We start from the raw sequence: 17249 nt of genomic DNA, 5'->3' as shown, positions 1-17249 counted from the left end.
ATTTTTATTTTCACTGATAATTATGTTTTTTAGTGATTATATTCACCAATTATTATATATTTTGGTGATTGTATTCACTGATTAGTATGTTTTAAAAAAACAAAAGGACAGTTTCAATAGCAATTTCAATAGCAATTTCAATGGCAATGGCAATAGCAATAGCAATAGCAATAGCAATAGCAATAGCAATAGCAATAGCAATGACAATTTCAATTTCAATGAAAAAAAGAAAAAAGAAAAAAGAAAAAAAAAAACCGAATGCTTCTATTGAATCAATGTGCTAAAAAAAGACAAATCCACCAAACAACAGGAATGCTTTCGACCCAAAATGAAGTGTAATATTTCGAGCGTTCTTCATTGGCGGAAGCCAAGGCAATAGCAATAGCAAAAATCAATGGCAATATCAAAAATTGAATATTGCCATTGCCATTGATATTGCCATTGATATTGCCATTGATATTGAGAAGTTCTAATCCACAAAAAACAACCAACAAAACATAGCCCAATATTTTGGTTCGCTTCACTCCTATCTGCTGAGGTACAGTTCTTAAATTGGGATTGTCATGTCGTAAATCGATAATTTCAAAAATGAGAATCAAAACAAAAATTAAGATAAATCGTTGTACGGAGAGTATTCCAATGTTTGCCGTAAGAGTAACACTTGCATTCAGTACAGGCAAAAACACGGTTGCTCCAACCCAACAAAACGACACTATATAAATCTTTACTCCTGCCCAATTTCGGGCATTATTCCTATTCGGAAAAAACGGAAGTGTATAAAGCAAGGTCAATCCCAGAAAAACAACTGCAATTATTTGAGTGAGGAGTTCCAACAGAAAGAAATAATAGCCCGTCATTATAAAAGAAAAAAAACTAAAAAGCGCAATCCATCGTAGTTGGTTTCGCATTTGTAGTTTCTTGGCTCTTGCCAACTCTTCATACTTTACAAAGTTATATCCTACTATGGTACCCCAAAAAACAAAATACCCCACGGCATTTTGTTGCGAAATCTGTAACAATATTTGGGTAATTCGAACCAAAGCATAACAGGACAAACCAACGTGTAAACTGCTGTTTATATAAAATTGGACTATCATTTTCAATCCCTTCATCTAGTAAATTTAATCAATTGTTAATAAACCAGTCCATTAGTTGAAAAATCCCTATAAAATCAAGTTAAAAAAGGGCTTTATTAATAGATTAATATTTAATTTTGCGCCATAAAAAAAAACAACGCATTTATTTCTACATTAAACAGTACTGATTAAAATCAAATATAAATGAATCTTTAAACAATCAGGCTTTTTCTTTAGACTTAAAAAAAACATTAACTACACATGAAAACAGATTCTTTTGCTTTAAGACACATTGGTCCTAGAGAAACCGACTTACAACACATGTTGAAAACTATAGGAGTTGACTCCATCGAACAACTTGTGTACGAAACACTTCCAGATGATATCCGCCTAAAAGCCCCTCTTGCTTTAGATCCATCCATGACTGAATATGAGTATTCTAATCATATTGCTGAATTGGGAAGTAAGAACAAAATGTTTCAAACTTACATCGGATTAGGATACAATCAAGCTATCGTTCCAGCGGTTATTCAAAGAAATATTTTTGAAAACCCAGGATGGTACACCGCTTATACGCCTTACCAAGCCGAAATTGCTCAAGGTCGTCTTGAAGCTATTTTGAATTTCCAAACGATGGTAGTTGAACTTACCGGAATGGAAATCGCCAATGCTTCTTTATTGGATGAAGCAACTGCAGCTGCTGAGGCAATGGCACTGTTATTCGACGTAAGATCACGTGATCAAAAGAAAAACAACATCAATAAATTCTTCGTTTCTGAAGAAATATTACCACAAACGTTATCGGTTTTGCAAACACGCTCTACTCCAATCGGAATAGAATTGGTTGTTGGTAACCACGAAAACTTTGATTTCTCAACAGACTTTTTCGGAGCAATCCTACAATATCCTGGGAAATATGGTCAAGTAAATGACTATAGTGCATTTATTGCAAAAGCAGCCGCCAATGAAATAAAAGTAGCCGTAGCTGCCGATATTTTGAGTTTAACAAAACTGACTCCTCCTGGAGAAATGGGAGCTGCAGTAGTGGTTGGAACGACACAACGTTTCGGAATTCCGTTGGGTTACGGTGGTCCACACGCTGCTTATTTTGCTACCAAAGACGAGTACAAACGATCAATGCCAGGAAGAATCATCGGGGTAACGGTTGATACTAACGGGAATCGTGCGCTACGTATGGCTTTGCAAACTCGTGAGCAACACATCAAACGTGACAAAGCGACTTCAAATATCTGTACTGCTCAAGTTTTGTTATCTGTTATGGCCGGAATGTACGCTGTATATCACGGGCCAAAAGGTTTGCAATATATCGCAAATAAAGTTCACGCTTTGACCGCTACTTTGGCAAACGAATTAGAAAAACTAGGTTTACAACAAACCAATACCGCTTTCTTTGACACTATCGTAATCAAAGCCGATGCGAAAAAAACAAAAGAAATTGCAGAACAAAACGAAGTAAACTTTTATTATATCGACGAAAATACAGTTTCTATCTCTTTGAATGAAACTACAAGTATTGCCGATATCAATAAAATCGTTGGAATTTTCGCTTCCGCAAATGGTAAGCAAGCGACAACAATCGAAACTGTATCAGAAGCCAACCATTTTCCAGAGGATTTAAAAAGAACATCATCTTTTTTACAACACGATGTTTTCAATAAATTCCACTCGGAATCAGCTATGATGCGTTACATCAAAATGCTGGAGCGTAAAGACTTATCATTGAATCACTCCATGATTTCTTTGGGTTCTTGTACCATGAAACTGAATGCAGCTTCAGAGATGTTGCCACTAAGCAACGCACTTTGGAACAACATTCACCCTTTTGCACCATTAGACCAAGCACAAGGATACCAAGAAATGTTGTCTAAACTAGAACAACAATTAAACGTAATTACTGGTTTTGCAGGAACAACTTTGCAACCTAACTCAGGTGCACAAGGAGAATATGCAGGATTAATGGTAATTCGTGCTTATCACCAATCACGTGGAGATCATCACAGAAACATTGCTTTAATTCCATCATCGGCTCACGGAACCAATCCGGCTTCTGCAGCTATGGCGGGTATGAAAGTTATCGTAACCAAAACATTAGAAAACGGAAATATAGACGTAGATGATTTACGCGAAAAAGCAATTCTTCACAAAGACAACTTATCGTGTTTGATGGTAACTTATCCATCGACTCATGGGGTTTTTGAAAGCGCCATTATCGAAATCACACAATTAATCCACGAAAACGGTGGACAAGTTTACATGGATGGAGCCAACATGAATGCGCAAGTTGGTTTGACCAACCCAGCAACCATTGGAGCTGACGTTTGTCACTTGAACCTTCACAAAACATTCGCTATCCCTCACGGTGGTGGTGGACCAGGTGTAGGACCTATTTGTGTGGCTAAACACTTAGTACCATTCTTACCATCAAACCCAGTTATCCCAACAGGTGGAGAAAACGCCATTACAGGTATTTCTGCAGCACCTTGGGGATCGGCATTAGTATGTTTAATCTCTTACGGATACATCACTATGCTAGGTGCCGACGGTTTGAAAGAATCTACAGAACACGCCATATTGAACGCCAATTACATCAAAGAAAAATTAAACGGTCACTACGATACGTTATATTCTGGAGAAATGGGTCGTGCAGCACACGAAATGATTTTGGAATGTCGTCCTTTCAAACAAAAAGGAATCGAAGTTACTGATATCGCCAAACGTTTAATGGATTATGGTTTCCACGCTCCTACCGTTTCTTTCCCAGTGGCAGGAACCTTGATGATCGAACCAACCGAAAGTGAAAACCTTGAAGAATTAGACCGTTTTTGTGATGCTATGATTGCCATTCGTAAAGAAATCGAAGCTGCTTCTATTGATGACAGCAACAATGTCTTGAAAAATTCTCCTCATACATTAGCCATGCTTACTGCCGAAACTTGGGATTTCCCATACAGCAGAGAACAAGCCGCTTTCCCACTAGACTACATCGCCGAAAACAAATTCTGGCCTACCGTTCGTAGAGCCGATGATGCTTACGGAGACAGAAACCTAGTGTGTAGCTGTGCGCCAATCGAGGCTTACATGGAAAGCTAAGAAATTTTAGATTGCAGTCCCGATAGCTATCGGGATTAGATTGCAGATTACACAAAACCCTTTCGATTTCAAAAATCGAAAGGGTTTTTCATTATTATTAGAATCCTAAAAAGAATAAGGAGCAGACGTCTTCGGGTTTTCATCATGATTCCTCCTGCTGTCCACTGTATCTTTTTTCCTTAGACCTGACGGGTTTCAAAAACCCGTCAGGTCTAAGGAAAAAAGGATGCCGTTCCCATCAGGGCTAAACGACCTATTTATTTTTTCATAAAATATTTTCCAAAAAAAACTTAGCAATTTCAAACAAAATCACACTTTAAATTATGAAATCGCAATGACAAAAGCTGTCTCAAACACCAATGAAGATCTGGCGATACCATATTCCTATAAAAAATAAATATTATCTACATATGAAAACTATTTATTTAAAATCAAATGACATTTATCCTTTTAAAACAAAGAATTAACTTTTTAACAAAAAACATTCTCTTTGTTATTTAGAACAATTTTAAAAATAATACGCATGATTTAATAATATTCAATAAAAAATATTCAATATTTTTACAATATATTTGATATTCTGCAATTATATGCATGCATAATAAATATTTTACCTTTTATACATTTTTTATAATTAATTTAGCCGATATATATCTGGAATTTATCAAAATGAAAATAAAAATAAGTGGAATAGGAAGTTATATTCCTGAGAAAAAAATAAGCAACACCGACTTTAGCGAACATGTTTTTTTAAACGAAGATGGTTCTCCATTGGCGCACCCAAACGAAGTCATAATTAATAAATTCAAAGGCATTACGGGTATCGAAAAAAGGAGGTATGCCGAGGACGAGTATACTGCATCAGACTTGGCTTTTTTTGCTGCTCAAAAAGCAATAGAGAATGCAGGTATAGATCCAGAAACCCTAGACTATATTATTTTTGCTCACAATTTTGGCGATGTGAAATTTGGTACAACCCAATCGGATATTATTCCAAGCTTAGCCACAAGAGTCAAACATAAATTACAGATAAAAAACCCAAAATGTGTCGCTTACGACATTCTTTTTGGTTGCCCAGGTTGGATTGAAGGCGTATTGCAAGCCAATGCTTTCATAAAATCAGGCATGGCCAAAAAATGCCTTGTCATAGGTGGAGAAACCTTATCTCGCGTAGTCGATGACCACGACAGAGACTCCATGATCTATTCTGATGGAGCTGGCGCTTCGGTTATAGAAGCCTCTGACGATGAGACTGGAATGCTATCCTATGAAAGCGCAACTTATGCTGCTGAAGAAGCGAATTTCCTTTACTTCGGAAAATCATACAATCCGGAGTTAAATCCAGACACTAAGTACATCAAAATGTATGGTCGTAAAATTTACGAATTTGCCTTAAGCCAAGTTCCCACAGCCATGAAAAGCTGTTTAGACCAAAGCGGTATTGCTATTGAAGACGTCAAAAAAATACTTATTCATCAAGCCAACGAAAAAATGGATGAAGCTATCATTCATCGTTTTTACAAATTATACGGACAAACCCCTCCCAAAAACATTATGCCCATGAGCATACATGAACTAGGAAACAGTAGTGTAGCAACGGTACCAACTCTTTACGACCTCCTTATTCGAGGAGAAATTCAAGATCAGGAAATCAATAAAGGCGATGTCGTTATATTTGCTTCGGTAGGAGCAGGAATGAATATCAATGCCTTTGTATACCGATATTAGTAGTTTATAAAATAATAGATTATCCTATTTCAAACCCGCAACACTAAATAAATTTTAGAGTTACGGGTTTGTCTTTTCTTGGATTCAAATATAAAAAGCGTAGTAATACCGTTTAATGCATTTTAACTATATTTGTATTGTTGTAAATACTTTGCAAAGAATGTAGGAGCAAAAAATAAGAGACATAAGAGAAGCTAAAGGGATGACCCAAAAAGAAGCGACTCAAACAAACTCTTTCGAGTGCTTTGTCACTTTAAAATAACATTATGTACGCAACATATCATTTATCGTCAGCGAAGAACTAACAACAGATATTTTAGAAGCTATAAAAGCTAATTTTAAATCTAAACCTATTGTGATTACTGTAGAAGAAGAAATGGACACAACTACTTATCTGATGTCTAGTCCTGCCAATAAAAACATCCTCAAAAAATCAATTGAGCAAGACAAAAAAGGAGAGCACATTGTAGTAAAACTCTAATTTATGCGAGATTATCTCTTTACTCCTGTAGCTTTTGAGCAATACAACGAATGGCAAACAGAAAATAAACAAGTGTTTTACCAAACTCAAAAAACTAATTAAAGAAAGTGCCAGAACCCCTTTTGAAGGTACAGGAAAACCCGAACCCTTAAAACACAGCTTAACCGGCCCTTGGTCTCGTAGAATAAATCTTGAACACCGACTTGTTTATGAAGTTGTACAAGAAACTGTTTTAATTTACTCCGCTAAAGGTCATTATAACTAAAAAACCTCGCTAATTTGCGAGGTTTTTTTTTAGTTATAATTCTAAAAATATTCACGGAAAAAGTCGGGAGACTTTTATTACGTTTGCGGAGCGAGCACGGTTTAAAAAACCACACTATCGTTAAAGAAATATCCGAGCAGTCTGATTTAGAAATCTGTACTATTGTGATTTATTTTAAATGGCTCACTGCATCTTCTTAAACATTCATATTTTTCCCTATCTAAATCCCTCCTACTTAAACCTTCATACAGACAATTAAAATCTAAATATTCAACTTTATAATTTTTAAAGAAAGTAGAATTTTTAAGTTTTATAAAATTACTATTAAGATATTCCTCTTTAAAGTCTGATAAAAACCCAAAAAAATCATTAGCATCAAAGCCACTTAGACGATAGCTTGCACCAGTATTTGTATTAACTGCTAAAACATAGTAACAATTCATCATTGTTTCTAATAATAAATACCGACTCTCTTTACCGACTAATATTTTATCGTACACGATGTTATTTTCTGTTATTTTAAAAAATTGATATTGATTTTCTAAGACGCCAGAAAGTTTATTATTAATTTTTAGAGTATCAATTTTAATGTTAAAAACTTCTTTAAACTTTTTATATAATGAATCATTTTTACTTACCGAATAATCCATATTTCTAAAAATTGTGTTTTTTTTATTTAAAAACAATTGCATTTTAAAAATGTCTTCTATATTATTTTTAGATTGTCCACATAAATTATTTATACTTATGAAACAAAAAAGCAATACAGTTAATTTCTTAATCATGGCTTCATAGTTTTTTGTAATAGAATAAATCTTTCTTGAAAATCCATAGCCGATTTTGCAAATAAGGTATTCCTATTTTCAGGATTTTGACAACTTGGCTGAGGCCCATTATTATACTTATAGTCATACATAGCAGTATTAAACGAAATTATGCTTTCCCTAGGATTTTGAGCCATACCAAATGCATGTCCAAACTCATGGGCTATTCTCGTACCCCGTGAAGATTTTATACTACCGTCATAAGTAATATTTATATTACCGCTTCCCGTAAATTCGTTGGTTTGCATATTTACATTACCTGTAGTTGATGCACCACCCGAGTTAGGCGAAACATATCCGAACTTAACTACAACATCAATTTTAGTACCAGTAAATCCATTTTCAAGGTTGTTTACTTTTGCAAAGCCTTCAGGGTCGACACTCTTATACTCATCAATAGTATTTTGCGTTTCTTGATATTTTGCGTCAACATCATTAAATTTTGATTCTGCTGATTCCAATCCGCTTTTATCCGATTTGTATTGTTTAAATTCTTTATTTGATTCAAAATCGCCTCGTTTCATATCTCTGCCTGAATATTTGCTATTGAATTCACTTTGTTTACTATTCTTTTTATTTAAAGCTTCATCTCTGGATTTTTGATAACCATTTATGACCTCTTTTCCATCAGGGTCGATAAAGAATACTGGATTATTCATACAGTAATTATATGGCGACCATCGTCTAGATGTTTCTGCCAGTGGGTCAATATTCATCCAACGTCCTAAAGCAGGATCATAATTTCTTGCCCCGTAGTCATACCAATTAATCCCTAGCTCGTCCTGCAGTTCTTTTCCGTTGTATTTATATTTTTGAGCCGGATTAGTGGAAGTGATTACAGAATTATACCCCACATGTTTCATGCCGAACCCGTAAAAATGGCTCTCCTCAATAATCTCAGAATCGGCAATGACTCCGTCATTATTCGCATCGCTGTAACTCAATCTCACATTCCCTATATGATCCTTGAATTGCCATACATATCGAAAAGAACTTCCATTCGGTTCCGCATATCCTTCCGCTGTTGAAAAAAACTGCAACACAGAATTTTTATATTGAAAATCACCTAGATAATCCGTTACTGTGGTACTGGCAGGAGTTTTTACTGTTACCGTTTTCTGTACCTTCTGACCTTTTGCATCGTAAATAAACGAAAAACTTCCCGTAGTTCCAAAAGTTATTTTTACCGGCAAGTTCAAATGATTGTAAACTATCTCCGTAATGTTTTTATTCTTGTCGGTGATAAGGTTTCCATTTAAATCATATGTGTAATCGTCGCCGGTGTTGTTAAAATCATTAAAACCGCTGGTGTTGTTGGACACATCAGCAACTTTTGAAAGTTGATTCGAGTTTGCAGGATACGTATAAGCAAGATTATCAATCACATTTGCGGGCAAAGCGCCGTCTATATCGCCGTTCCGAAGCAATGACAGGATGTTACCGTTTTTGTCATAAGTCAGATTCTCATCGTACGATTTGGGAACGGGATTGGCATTGCCCGGCTTTTGATAGATGGATTCGCTGAGCCTGTTTAAATTGTCATATTTATAACCATATTTTCTTTGCACATTATCACTTGCAGTTCTCCAATAGGTTTCGGATATGTTGCCGTTGTAGAGTGGTGTTCCCGTATAGCCCATTTGGTTCTCAACCGTGTTGTAATTGATTTTAAACCCAAACAAATCTTTTTCGGTAGTATTCAAAACTAATTTATTAGTCGGGTCGTTATTTATCCCCGTAAGCCAACCTCTGATATTATAGGTGTAATCTACTTTTTGCAAAGGAAAACTATTACTACCGCCTACTTTTTTACTTGTCAATTGTCCCAATTCATCATAAATATTGGCTGCCAACAGCTGGATTGTCCCGCCGTTTATCTGGTGGGTATGGGTAAGCAAGCGGTCTTGCGGCGAATACGTAAATACTTCTTTTACCACTAATTCAGCATCCCCAGTGGTGCGTTTGTGTTTGCTTATGGTGTATTGCAATTGCCCCGAAAATGCATCCAATTTACTATCGGTATTGGTATAGCCGCCCAAATAGTTGGTCACTTCACTGCGAATAGGTCTTGCTTTGGCATCATAAAAAATAGCAGCTGTTTCTCCCAAAGTTGCCGAGGCTGTGGTTACAACTCTTGTCCAAGATCCTGTGGCAAGCGTTTTGGTATTTGCCAAAACATTTTGCCCCTCTATCGTTGAGGGAATAGCAGGAACGTTTGGAAATACGTAATTATCATAATAATTGACCGTTAGAAGCTTGATACTCTTTGGTTCAACGTCATTGGTATAAAAAGCAGCAATCCCGTCTATCGCTCCCGAAGTTTGTTTGGTCTCAAACAAAACCGCCGCACTATTTTGCGTGTCCTGCAGTGATTTTCGAGTATACGAATTAGAAACGTAGTTGTACCAACCCGTATAAATGGGTCTGCTAAACGCGTCGTATTTGGTAATCAACCAACCCACAGCGGTATCATCTTTGAATGGAGAGAAAGCAGGTCCAGTAGCCACCGGACGGTCAAGTTTGTCATAAACAATAAACTCCCATTGCTTGCCCGGTAGTTTCTTCTCGGCAAGGCGGTTGCGATTATCGTATTTGTACTGATAGCACAAACCGTCTAATTGTCCTGCCGCATTAGTAAACATTGGAGGCAAAACATAAGTTAGGTTTCCGTAACTATCATAAACGTAGTACGTATCGTGTTTTGTCTTCGATTCATACGTTCGTTTCAAAATAACCTGCCCTTCTTTGCTTTTAAATTCTACAGTTGACCCCGAAGATTCTGTTGGACTTGCAGCCGAATTCTCATCGTAAGTAATGGTTTTATACAATTGATTGGCTTCATAATTTCCTGCATCCGAAAAGGAAATATCATATAAGCCCGATCCGGCATTCCAAGTGGTAGTTGCTTTGTATAATTTTACCTCTGTACCTGTATTGGTTTGATAATCGAGTTTTATTTCGTGGCCTGCATTCATAGCCCAATCAGTTCCTGGAGCGGCTTGTTTTAACACTCTATTGAGCGGAGAGGATTCTAATTTTTTCTCTGAAAAGGGATTTGATGTGTTGTCATATTTATCTGTTCTATAAAAATTAACGGTATTGTCTGCGGCATTTACATCATATACCATATTGGTTGCTGTGCTAGCAAATGGCAAATAATCTTTAGTTTGTCTCCCAAAATCATCATAGCCAATATGTGTTATAATATCTTTTCCCGAATCAGACTGCTGATTAGCAATTTGTTGCATGGGTCTGCCCAGTCCGTCAAAATAGGTTATGTTTACCTGAGCTTCGAGAGGTGATGCATTGACATAAACGGTTGTTCTCGCTTTTTTATAATTAGCACCTATAATATAGTTTTGATCTAGAGATGGTGCTTTTATACTTTCACAATCGTTGCCTGTACCACGTATATTAGGACATAAATCAGTATTGTTAAGCACATAATTCCCATCTGGATTGCCACATTGTTGCACAAAACTAGAAGGATCACCAAAACCATCCCCATCCATATCGGCATACCATCTGGTATTGGGATTTACAGCTGCTTTACCGTCATCACAGTCGGTATTGTTATTAACATAACCTGTTGGTTTTGCACTATAATACAAACTTACTGATGGGTTCCCAAAAGCATCTCCATCGGTATCTTGATAAAAATATTGAGGCGCTATATTGGTAATATTTACCGTAGTGTCATTATAATCGGAACTATTGTTTACATATCCTGTTGGTTTTACGCTGTAGTACAAGGTAACACTTGGATTTCCAAAAGTATCGCCATCAGCATCTCTATAGAATGTTTGTGGTGCGATATTGGTAATATTTACGGTTGTGTCATTGTAATCGGAATTATTAGCTACATAACCTGCTGGTTTTACGCTGTAGTATATGCTAACATTTGGATTTCCAAAAGTATCACCATCGGCATCTTGATAAAATGTTTGTGGTGCGATATTGGTAATATTTGCTGTCGTATCGTTATAATCACTTGCATTTCGTACATAACCTGCAGGTTGGGTACAGCCTGTAGCGGTGGGTGTACTCGTTCCATAGCCATCTCCATCGGCATCACGATACCAAACTGTATTGGGATTTAAGGATGCATCTCCATCGTTACAATCACTCGCATTTCGAAGATAACCCGCTGGTTGAGTACATTGCAATTTTGTGATTGCACTAGTTCCATAACTATCCGAATCAGCATCTCGATACCAAGCCGTATTGGGATTTAATGTTGCATCGACATCATTACAGTCGGCATTATTAGCAACATAGCCTACTGGTTTTATACTATAATACAAACTTACTCCTGGATTACCAAAAGTATCATTATCATTATCTTGATAAAAATATTGAGGAGGAATATTTGTAATATTTTTAGTTGTGTCATCGTAATCATTATTATTAGTAACGTAATTCGGTTTCGGTCTTTTAAGACTCATAATTGGCTCCTCATTTGAAACGCCGTACCCGTCTCTATCTTTATCAATATACCATTCGTAAATACCATCTTGTGGAGGCGCACTAGCTTCAGCTTGATTATTCGTCTTTGTTTGTGCATTTCCAAAAGGAACAATCATAACTATAGCAAAACAAACTAATATTTTTTTTATCATTTTAGATTAGTTTTTATAATGATATTGATTTTCAGACAGTATGTTCCCCTGTGCATCTTTCACCAATTTCAAACGGTTGAATTCATCGTATTCGTAAGTAGTGGTTTGCCCTTTGGGATCGGTAATGGTTTTTATTCCTACCAAGGGAATGTAGGTATATGTCGTTATCATTGCGTTGGGTAAATTATTTCTAAAAACATTTTCATCTATAGCGTATTGTACAATTGCTTGGGCATAAGTTGCATTCTCTATCTTGGCTATTGGTTGAGTTTGATTATATCCCCAGATTATGGCTACTGGCGATCCACTCTCCGGTGTATATTGCAAGATGTTCCCTTTGTTATCGTATTGATCGTAGGTTATTTTTTTGTCTATAATATTAACAATATCTCCTACTCCTTTTTTTGCATATACAAACTTGGGTAACAATAGATTGTCCGCTGTTTTGGTGTACTCTGTTTTTTGTTCTGACAACTTTACTCCATTATAACTTCGTGTATCCAAAAGTATTCCGATCATATTTTTAGCAATTAATTCATTTCGGACTGATTCGCTAGCCATTTCATAATCTTGGGCATATAAATATTTAGTTTCCAAAGTTTCTCTTTTTGAGTTGGTTGATTTTTGACTTTTAAGAAAACCTGAACTTAAATTATAATTATACTCCGTAGTTTGAACAATTGAATCCCCTTTGAAGTAACTTTTATTTTCTTCTTTCTGTAACTTATAATTTCTCGCCCTGTGTGTCATTCCGCCTTCTCTAAAGCTATTCAAAGGAATTGGGATTGAATAAACACAGGCTCCTCCTGTAGTAGGACTATTTTGCCATCTTGTTTCTAAAATATATTTAGCCTCTAAAGAGTAAACATATTTAGAAGGGTCTGGTGATTTATCCAGTAAATAATTGCTTTTACTTTTAGACAGCACATTGTTTGACTGATCTTTTACTATTTCACTGTCCAAAAGACCAATATTCAATAATTGTCCTTCGTTTGGGGTCACTACGTTTTTCCCTAAATAAGAAGACACAGTTTTCCCATTAGTGTTTGAACCAAAAATATTATATTTCTCTACTTTTTTGTATAAAACAGGACTTCCTCTATATTCTGACAATGGATAAACACTATTGAATGTATAAAATTCACTTTTATTATAAACTCCCCCTAAGCATTCCCTTCTATCATCAGTAAATGATCCTGAATAAAATTTTGGTTTCTGGAGCATTAACCCTGTACTTTTCCCGTTTTGCGTAAAATTGTAAACAGTCGTTATACACTTGCCGTTATAATCACAATTTTGAACTTGCTTTACTCTAATACCTCCAACAGGCTCATCAAAAAAATCTGGATACTCTACTACTTTTATTTGTATTGAAGCATTTATTCCTAATGTTGAAGTTGCTTTCAAATGATAGGTTCCTACTTTGCTGATTAAAATCTGTTTTTTGGTTCCACTTTTAGACATTTTAGGATCTGACCATTTCTGGTCCCAATACCAACTTTTATTTTCTATAAATATTGGATCATCTTCTTTTTCATCTAAAAATAATGATATTCTTGACTCTCTTTCATAAGGTTCTTTATCTACAGTATTATTCACTAAATTATAATTCAAGTCAATATAACATGGCACTGTATTTACTACAAATGTTTTTTCGTCAGTACCTCCACTTAAATAACTTGTTCTTGCAGAATAATTAGAATATATGGCTGCATCGGGATGGTAAGGTAAACCATAAGGTACTCCTCCAAAAGCGGCCATATTTGGCTCATAATCAATCAATGAATATCCTTTTGTTTGATATGTTATTTTTTTTAAACTGCCAATCTTAACACTTGCAAAATCTGGCTTTATACTAGGATTAAAGAAAGGGTCTGTTGCATTAGTTGCTCTCAAAGCTTTACTATTATAATAACCCCAAAGATCCTTCTTGAAATAAGAATCATATATATCTTGAAATATTGGATAATTAACAGCCATATCATATTCCATTTGGTTAGTAATAGCTCCATTACAACTTACACTTAGAAGATTACTTCTTCTACCTACCCAACCAGAATACGAAAAAACAAAATTCTTAATTTCCTTATTTTCATTATTCTTGACAATTAAACTATTAATAACACAAATTCCTGACTCTATTGGGTTATATTTATACTTTATCTCAATAGAATATTTGTCTGATACTATTTTTTTTAAATTTATATTGTTAATAGCTATTGTTGTTTCGTTCGTCTCTAAACTTCCAGAAGAGTTAGGGTTTCCATATTGATCTAATGTTTTTATTAAAGTTTCATTAATATAATTTTCATTTAACAAATTAGCATTTTCATATTGAAATATGATTTTATTACTAGTATTTGGAAAATTAATTTCTGTTACCAAATACCCCGAAGCATAACCATATGAATTATCTCCTTGCCCTTTATCAGCACTAATAATCAAATCAAACACATAATTAATCCCTTGGTCATCAACCAATATAAAACCATCATTTTGCGTACGAGTAATTTTATAATTTTCATTTTTTAAAAATACAGGATTCCCATTTTTATCTAAATAAAAGCTACTATTTATATTCCCAATATTTATAGAATACTTATCAGGTTCTCCGTCAATATATCCATCTGAGATTCTCTTTAGTAATTCTGAAATGCGATTTACTCCATTTGACGAATTTTTATCATAAGGAGGCTTTACGTTTAAATAATCATCAATTATTTTTTTGTCTTGTTCGTGATGATAGTCGTCCAATCCGTTTACTGTATGTAATATTGAACCTCCAATATTAAAAGTCCAACCTACACCTGCGTGCCCAGGAGTTTCATCAAATAATAATCCAGAATAATTGTACGACAGATTAATGGGCATAGTAAAATTCCCTTCTTGAATTTCAAATATTGGAATTGTGTAGTTTATTCTACCTGTAGAAATATCAATTGGTATCTCGCCTACCTTACTCATGGCCGCAACCTGAGGAGACGCTGTAGTTATATTCGGGATATATTGTTTACTAGGATTTGTAGGGTCTTGAGCTTTTGCTAATAATGTATTTAGCATTAGAATAATTAAAAAAAAAGAATATTTGGTCATTATATGGGGCTTCATCTGTTTTGTATGTTTATTTATTACTTGCCTTAATCAATTTCACCCCATCAGTACGCACATTGGTCTTTATACTTACCACATAAACCCCTTCTGGATAATTGCTTAAATCAATAGGAACCGTTCTGCTACCTATTTCAAAATGCTGTAATTGTCGTCCCGTAATATCGTAGAGTGATGCCGTTCCTTGCTCAAAATCATAACCAACTATTATATTGGTAAAAGTTCTCACAGGATTTGGGATTGCCTCTATATGGGCTTTTATTTCTTCAGGTTTTTGTTTGTCTTTCAGTTTTACAACCCAAAAATCATTGCCACCAATAGTTGAGTTTTTATCTTGGGAGGATTTAGAATTAGAAGTTCCTGCCAGCAAATAACCTCCATCTCTGGTTTCTATGAGTTTCCTTAAAATATCTTCTCCTTTGCTACCTACAGTCTTTTTCCAGAGTTCTTCGCCAGTATCGCTAATCTTTAAAGCAATATAATCGTTAATCCCTTCCTTGTCACCACTCACTTTCAATTGCAAACCTCCTTTAATTCCTTGATCGCTTTCACTTTGTGCGTAACCACCAATCAGGAATGTATGATCTTCATTTTCTACCATAGAAGTCAAAATATCTACTTTACCAAAATCGTAGGTTTTACTCCAAACTACTTCTCCTTTTTCGTTCATTTTCAACACCCAATAATCGGTTCCGCTACTAACATTGCCTCCCATAAGAGTAAGAGGTGTTGTACTGTTTGAATTTCCTCCTGCTATATAGCCTCCATCTTTGGTTTGATGAATCACATACAACTGATTGTCTCCATTACCCCCGTATGTTTTTTGCCATTCTATTTTGCCCAAATTGTCAATTTTCAAAATCCAGTAATCGCCAATTCCATTATTAGCTTCTGTCTTATCCCCAGAACGAGAAGAATTAGAATACCCACCCATGATGTATCCACCATCTGTGGTTTGTTCCATGCTTCTTAGTACATCTGCATATTCTCCGCCATATGTTTTTTGCCACTGTACAGCCCCAGTATTATCCAGCTTTACAATCCAGTAATCCATGTTGCCTCTACATTTTTCGGTCTTACCCGCTAAATCGGGTTTCCCGTCAAATCCTTTATTTTCACTCCCATCACTATTGAAATTGCTATTACCATTGAAATTGTCATTGTTTACTGTACTACTGGATGAACCTCCCAGCATATAGCCCCCATCTTTAGTTTGAAAAGCACACAGCAATTCATCTTGACCACTGCCTCCAATTGTCTTTTGCCATTGTTCTTCTCCTTTGGCATTTAGTTTTATGACCCAAAAATCAGTAATGCCTTTGCAATTTTCTTTTTTGTCTCCCATTGTTCCCCCTTTCTCGGAGGCTGAGCTTGTCGAAGCAGGGCTACTGTTTGATGTTCCAGCCAAAATAAAACCGCCATCCTTGGTGTTTTTGATACTTTGAAGTAAATCAAATCCACTGCCTCCCAGGCTTTTCTGCCAATCAAGATCGCCTTTCTCATTCATTTTCCAAACCCAATAATCCAAATCGCCATGATTATTCTCGGTTTTATTTCCTGTTTTTTCAGACAGGGAACTTCCTGCCAAAATAAATCCATAATCGGCCGTGGGTTGTGCATCAAAAAGATAATCGGCATGTAGTCCTCCGTATGATTTTTCCCAAAGGATATCTTGGGATTGGGTAAGACAAGAATAAAAAAGTAACAGTAGAAGTAATTTTATTTTCATAGAGTTAAATTAGAACAACAATAGATTAAAATTGGTTTTTTGTTAATTCTGTAAAAATTTACATTATATATATGTTAAGCTTTTATAGAATTGTGCAATATTAAGATTACTTTTTATTCTGCACAATACCCACTTTTAGTGATATTTGAAGTTTTTTTGAAATAATTACTTTATATCATTTTTTACAATCTGAGAAATTATACGATTTAATACCAAACCCAAATATTACTGGACAAATTATAATTTACAAACGGTATAAGAAACAGAATCTTTATATTTGCAAACTTTAAGTAAATGTTTCAAAATAA

The 17249-nt window shown here is 35.3% G+C and carries 10 protein-coding genes; 5 read left to right on the top strand and 5 right to left on the bottom strand.

Annotated features, from left to right (window positions below):
- Window positions 1-140: 140 nt before the first annotated feature.
- Window positions 141-284, top strand: coding sequence for a hypothetical protein (locus FNW52_RS20735; protein ID WP_185965960.1), 144 nt, complete (start codon window positions 141-143; stop codon window positions 282-284).
- On the opposite strand, the gene FNW52_RS10780 is transcribed toward FNW52_RS20735, so the two are convergent.
- A complete protein-coding gene (locus FNW52_RS10780) occupies window positions 273-1097 on the bottom strand; it encodes a hypothetical protein (protein ID WP_255515566.1) in 825 nt (274 codons plus the stop codon). The two genes, FNW52_RS20735 and FNW52_RS10780, sit on opposite strands and share 12 nt — an antisense overlap.
- A 240-nt stretch (window positions 1098-1337) precedes the next feature.
- Between FNW52_RS10780 and gcvP the strand changes: the two genes are divergently transcribed.
- From gcvP to FNW52_RS10765, 4 genes are all read left to right on the top strand, one after another.
- Complete coding sequence (gene gcvP / locus FNW52_RS10775; protein WP_143377475.1) at window positions 1338-4187, top strand: aminomethyl-transferring glycine dehydrogenase; 2850 nt, start codon at window positions 1338-1340, stop codon at window positions 4185-4187.
- Window positions 4188-4856: 669 nt separating this feature from the next.
- Entirely contained in the window at window positions 4857-5915 is a 1059-nt protein-coding gene (locus FNW52_RS10770; protein WP_143377474.1) for a 3-oxoacyl-ACP synthase III family protein, read from the top strand.
- A gap of 355 nt (window positions 5916-6270) precedes the next feature.
- Window positions 6271-6396: a hypothetical protein gene (locus FNW52_RS21115; RefSeq protein WP_255515565.1), complete on the top strand. Its 126-nt coding sequence runs from the start codon at window positions 6271-6273 to the stop codon at window positions 6394-6396.
- 34 nt (window positions 6397-6430) lie between these two features.
- Entirely contained in the window at window positions 6431-6661 is a 231-nt protein-coding gene (locus FNW52_RS10765; protein ID WP_143377473.1) for a Txe/YoeB family addiction module toxin, read from the top strand.
- A gap of 146 nt (window positions 6662-6807) precedes the next feature.
- Here FNW52_RS10765 and FNW52_RS10760 read toward each other — a convergent pair whose 3' ends face one another.
- The 4 genes from FNW52_RS10760 to FNW52_RS10745 form a co-directional block, all read right to left on the bottom strand.
- Entirely contained in the window at window positions 6808-7446 is a 639-nt protein-coding gene (locus FNW52_RS10760) for a hypothetical protein (RefSeq protein ID WP_143377472.1), read from the bottom strand.
- Entirely contained in the window at window positions 7443-12104 is a 4662-nt protein-coding gene (locus FNW52_RS10755) for a DUF6443 domain-containing protein (protein WP_255515564.1), read from the bottom strand. The genes FNW52_RS10760 and FNW52_RS10755 overlap by 4 nt, the downstream gene beginning before the upstream one ends.
- A 6-nt stretch (window positions 12105-12110) precedes the next feature.
- The gene (locus FNW52_RS10750) at window positions 12111-15164 is read right to left on the bottom strand and encodes an RHS repeat domain-containing protein (RefSeq protein ID WP_185965959.1); all 3054 of its coding nucleotides are present in this window, start codon (window positions 15162-15164) and stop codon (window positions 12111-12113) included.
- Window positions 15165-15225: 61 nt separating this feature from the next.
- The gene (locus FNW52_RS10745) at window positions 15226-16941 is read right to left on the bottom strand and encodes a T9SS type A sorting domain-containing protein (RefSeq protein ID WP_143377470.1); all 1716 of its coding nucleotides are present in this window, start codon (window positions 16939-16941) and stop codon (window positions 15226-15228) included.
- Between the last annotated feature and the right edge of the window lie 308 nt (window positions 16942-17249).

Origin of the sequence: Flavobacterium sp. ZT3R18 (genome assembly GCF_007097385.1) — a bacterium.
In the GTDB taxonomy this organism is placed as follows: domain Bacteria; phylum Bacteroidota; class Bacteroidia; order Flavobacteriales; family Flavobacteriaceae; genus Flavobacterium.
This window is presented reverse-complemented; position numbering and strand designations above follow the sequence as displayed.

Bases quoted from the DNA above. Each gene is read 5' to 3' on its own strand.
- FNW52_RS20735 (WP_185965960.1), top strand. From the start codon at position 141: ATGGCAATGGCAATAGCAATAGCAATAGCAATAGCAATAGCAATAGCA.
- FNW52_RS10780 (WP_255515566.1), bottom strand. From the start codon at position 1,097: ATGATAGTCCAATTTTATATAAACAGCAGTTTACACGTTGGTTTGTCC.
- gcvP (WP_143377475.1), top strand. From the start codon at position 1,338: ATGAAAACAGATTCTTTTGCTTTAAGACACATTGGTCCTAGAGAAACC.
- FNW52_RS10770 (WP_143377474.1), top strand. From the start codon at position 4,857: ATGAAAATAAAAATAAGTGGAATAGGAAGTTATATTCCTGAGAAAAAA.
- FNW52_RS10760 (WP_143377472.1), bottom strand. From the start codon at position 7,446: ATGATTAAGAAATTAACTGTATTGCTTTTTTGTTTCATAAGTATAAAT.
- FNW52_RS10755 (WP_255515564.1), bottom strand. From the start codon at position 12,104: ATGATAAAAAAAATATTAGTTTGTTTTGCTATAGTTATGATTGTTCCT.
- FNW52_RS10750 (WP_185965959.1), bottom strand. From the start codon at position 15,164: ATGCTAAATACATTATTAGCAAAAGCTCAAGACCCTACAAATCCTAGT.
- FNW52_RS10745 (WP_143377470.1), bottom strand. From the start codon at position 16,941: ATGAAAATAAAATTACTTCTACTGTTACTTTTTTATTCTTGTCTTACC.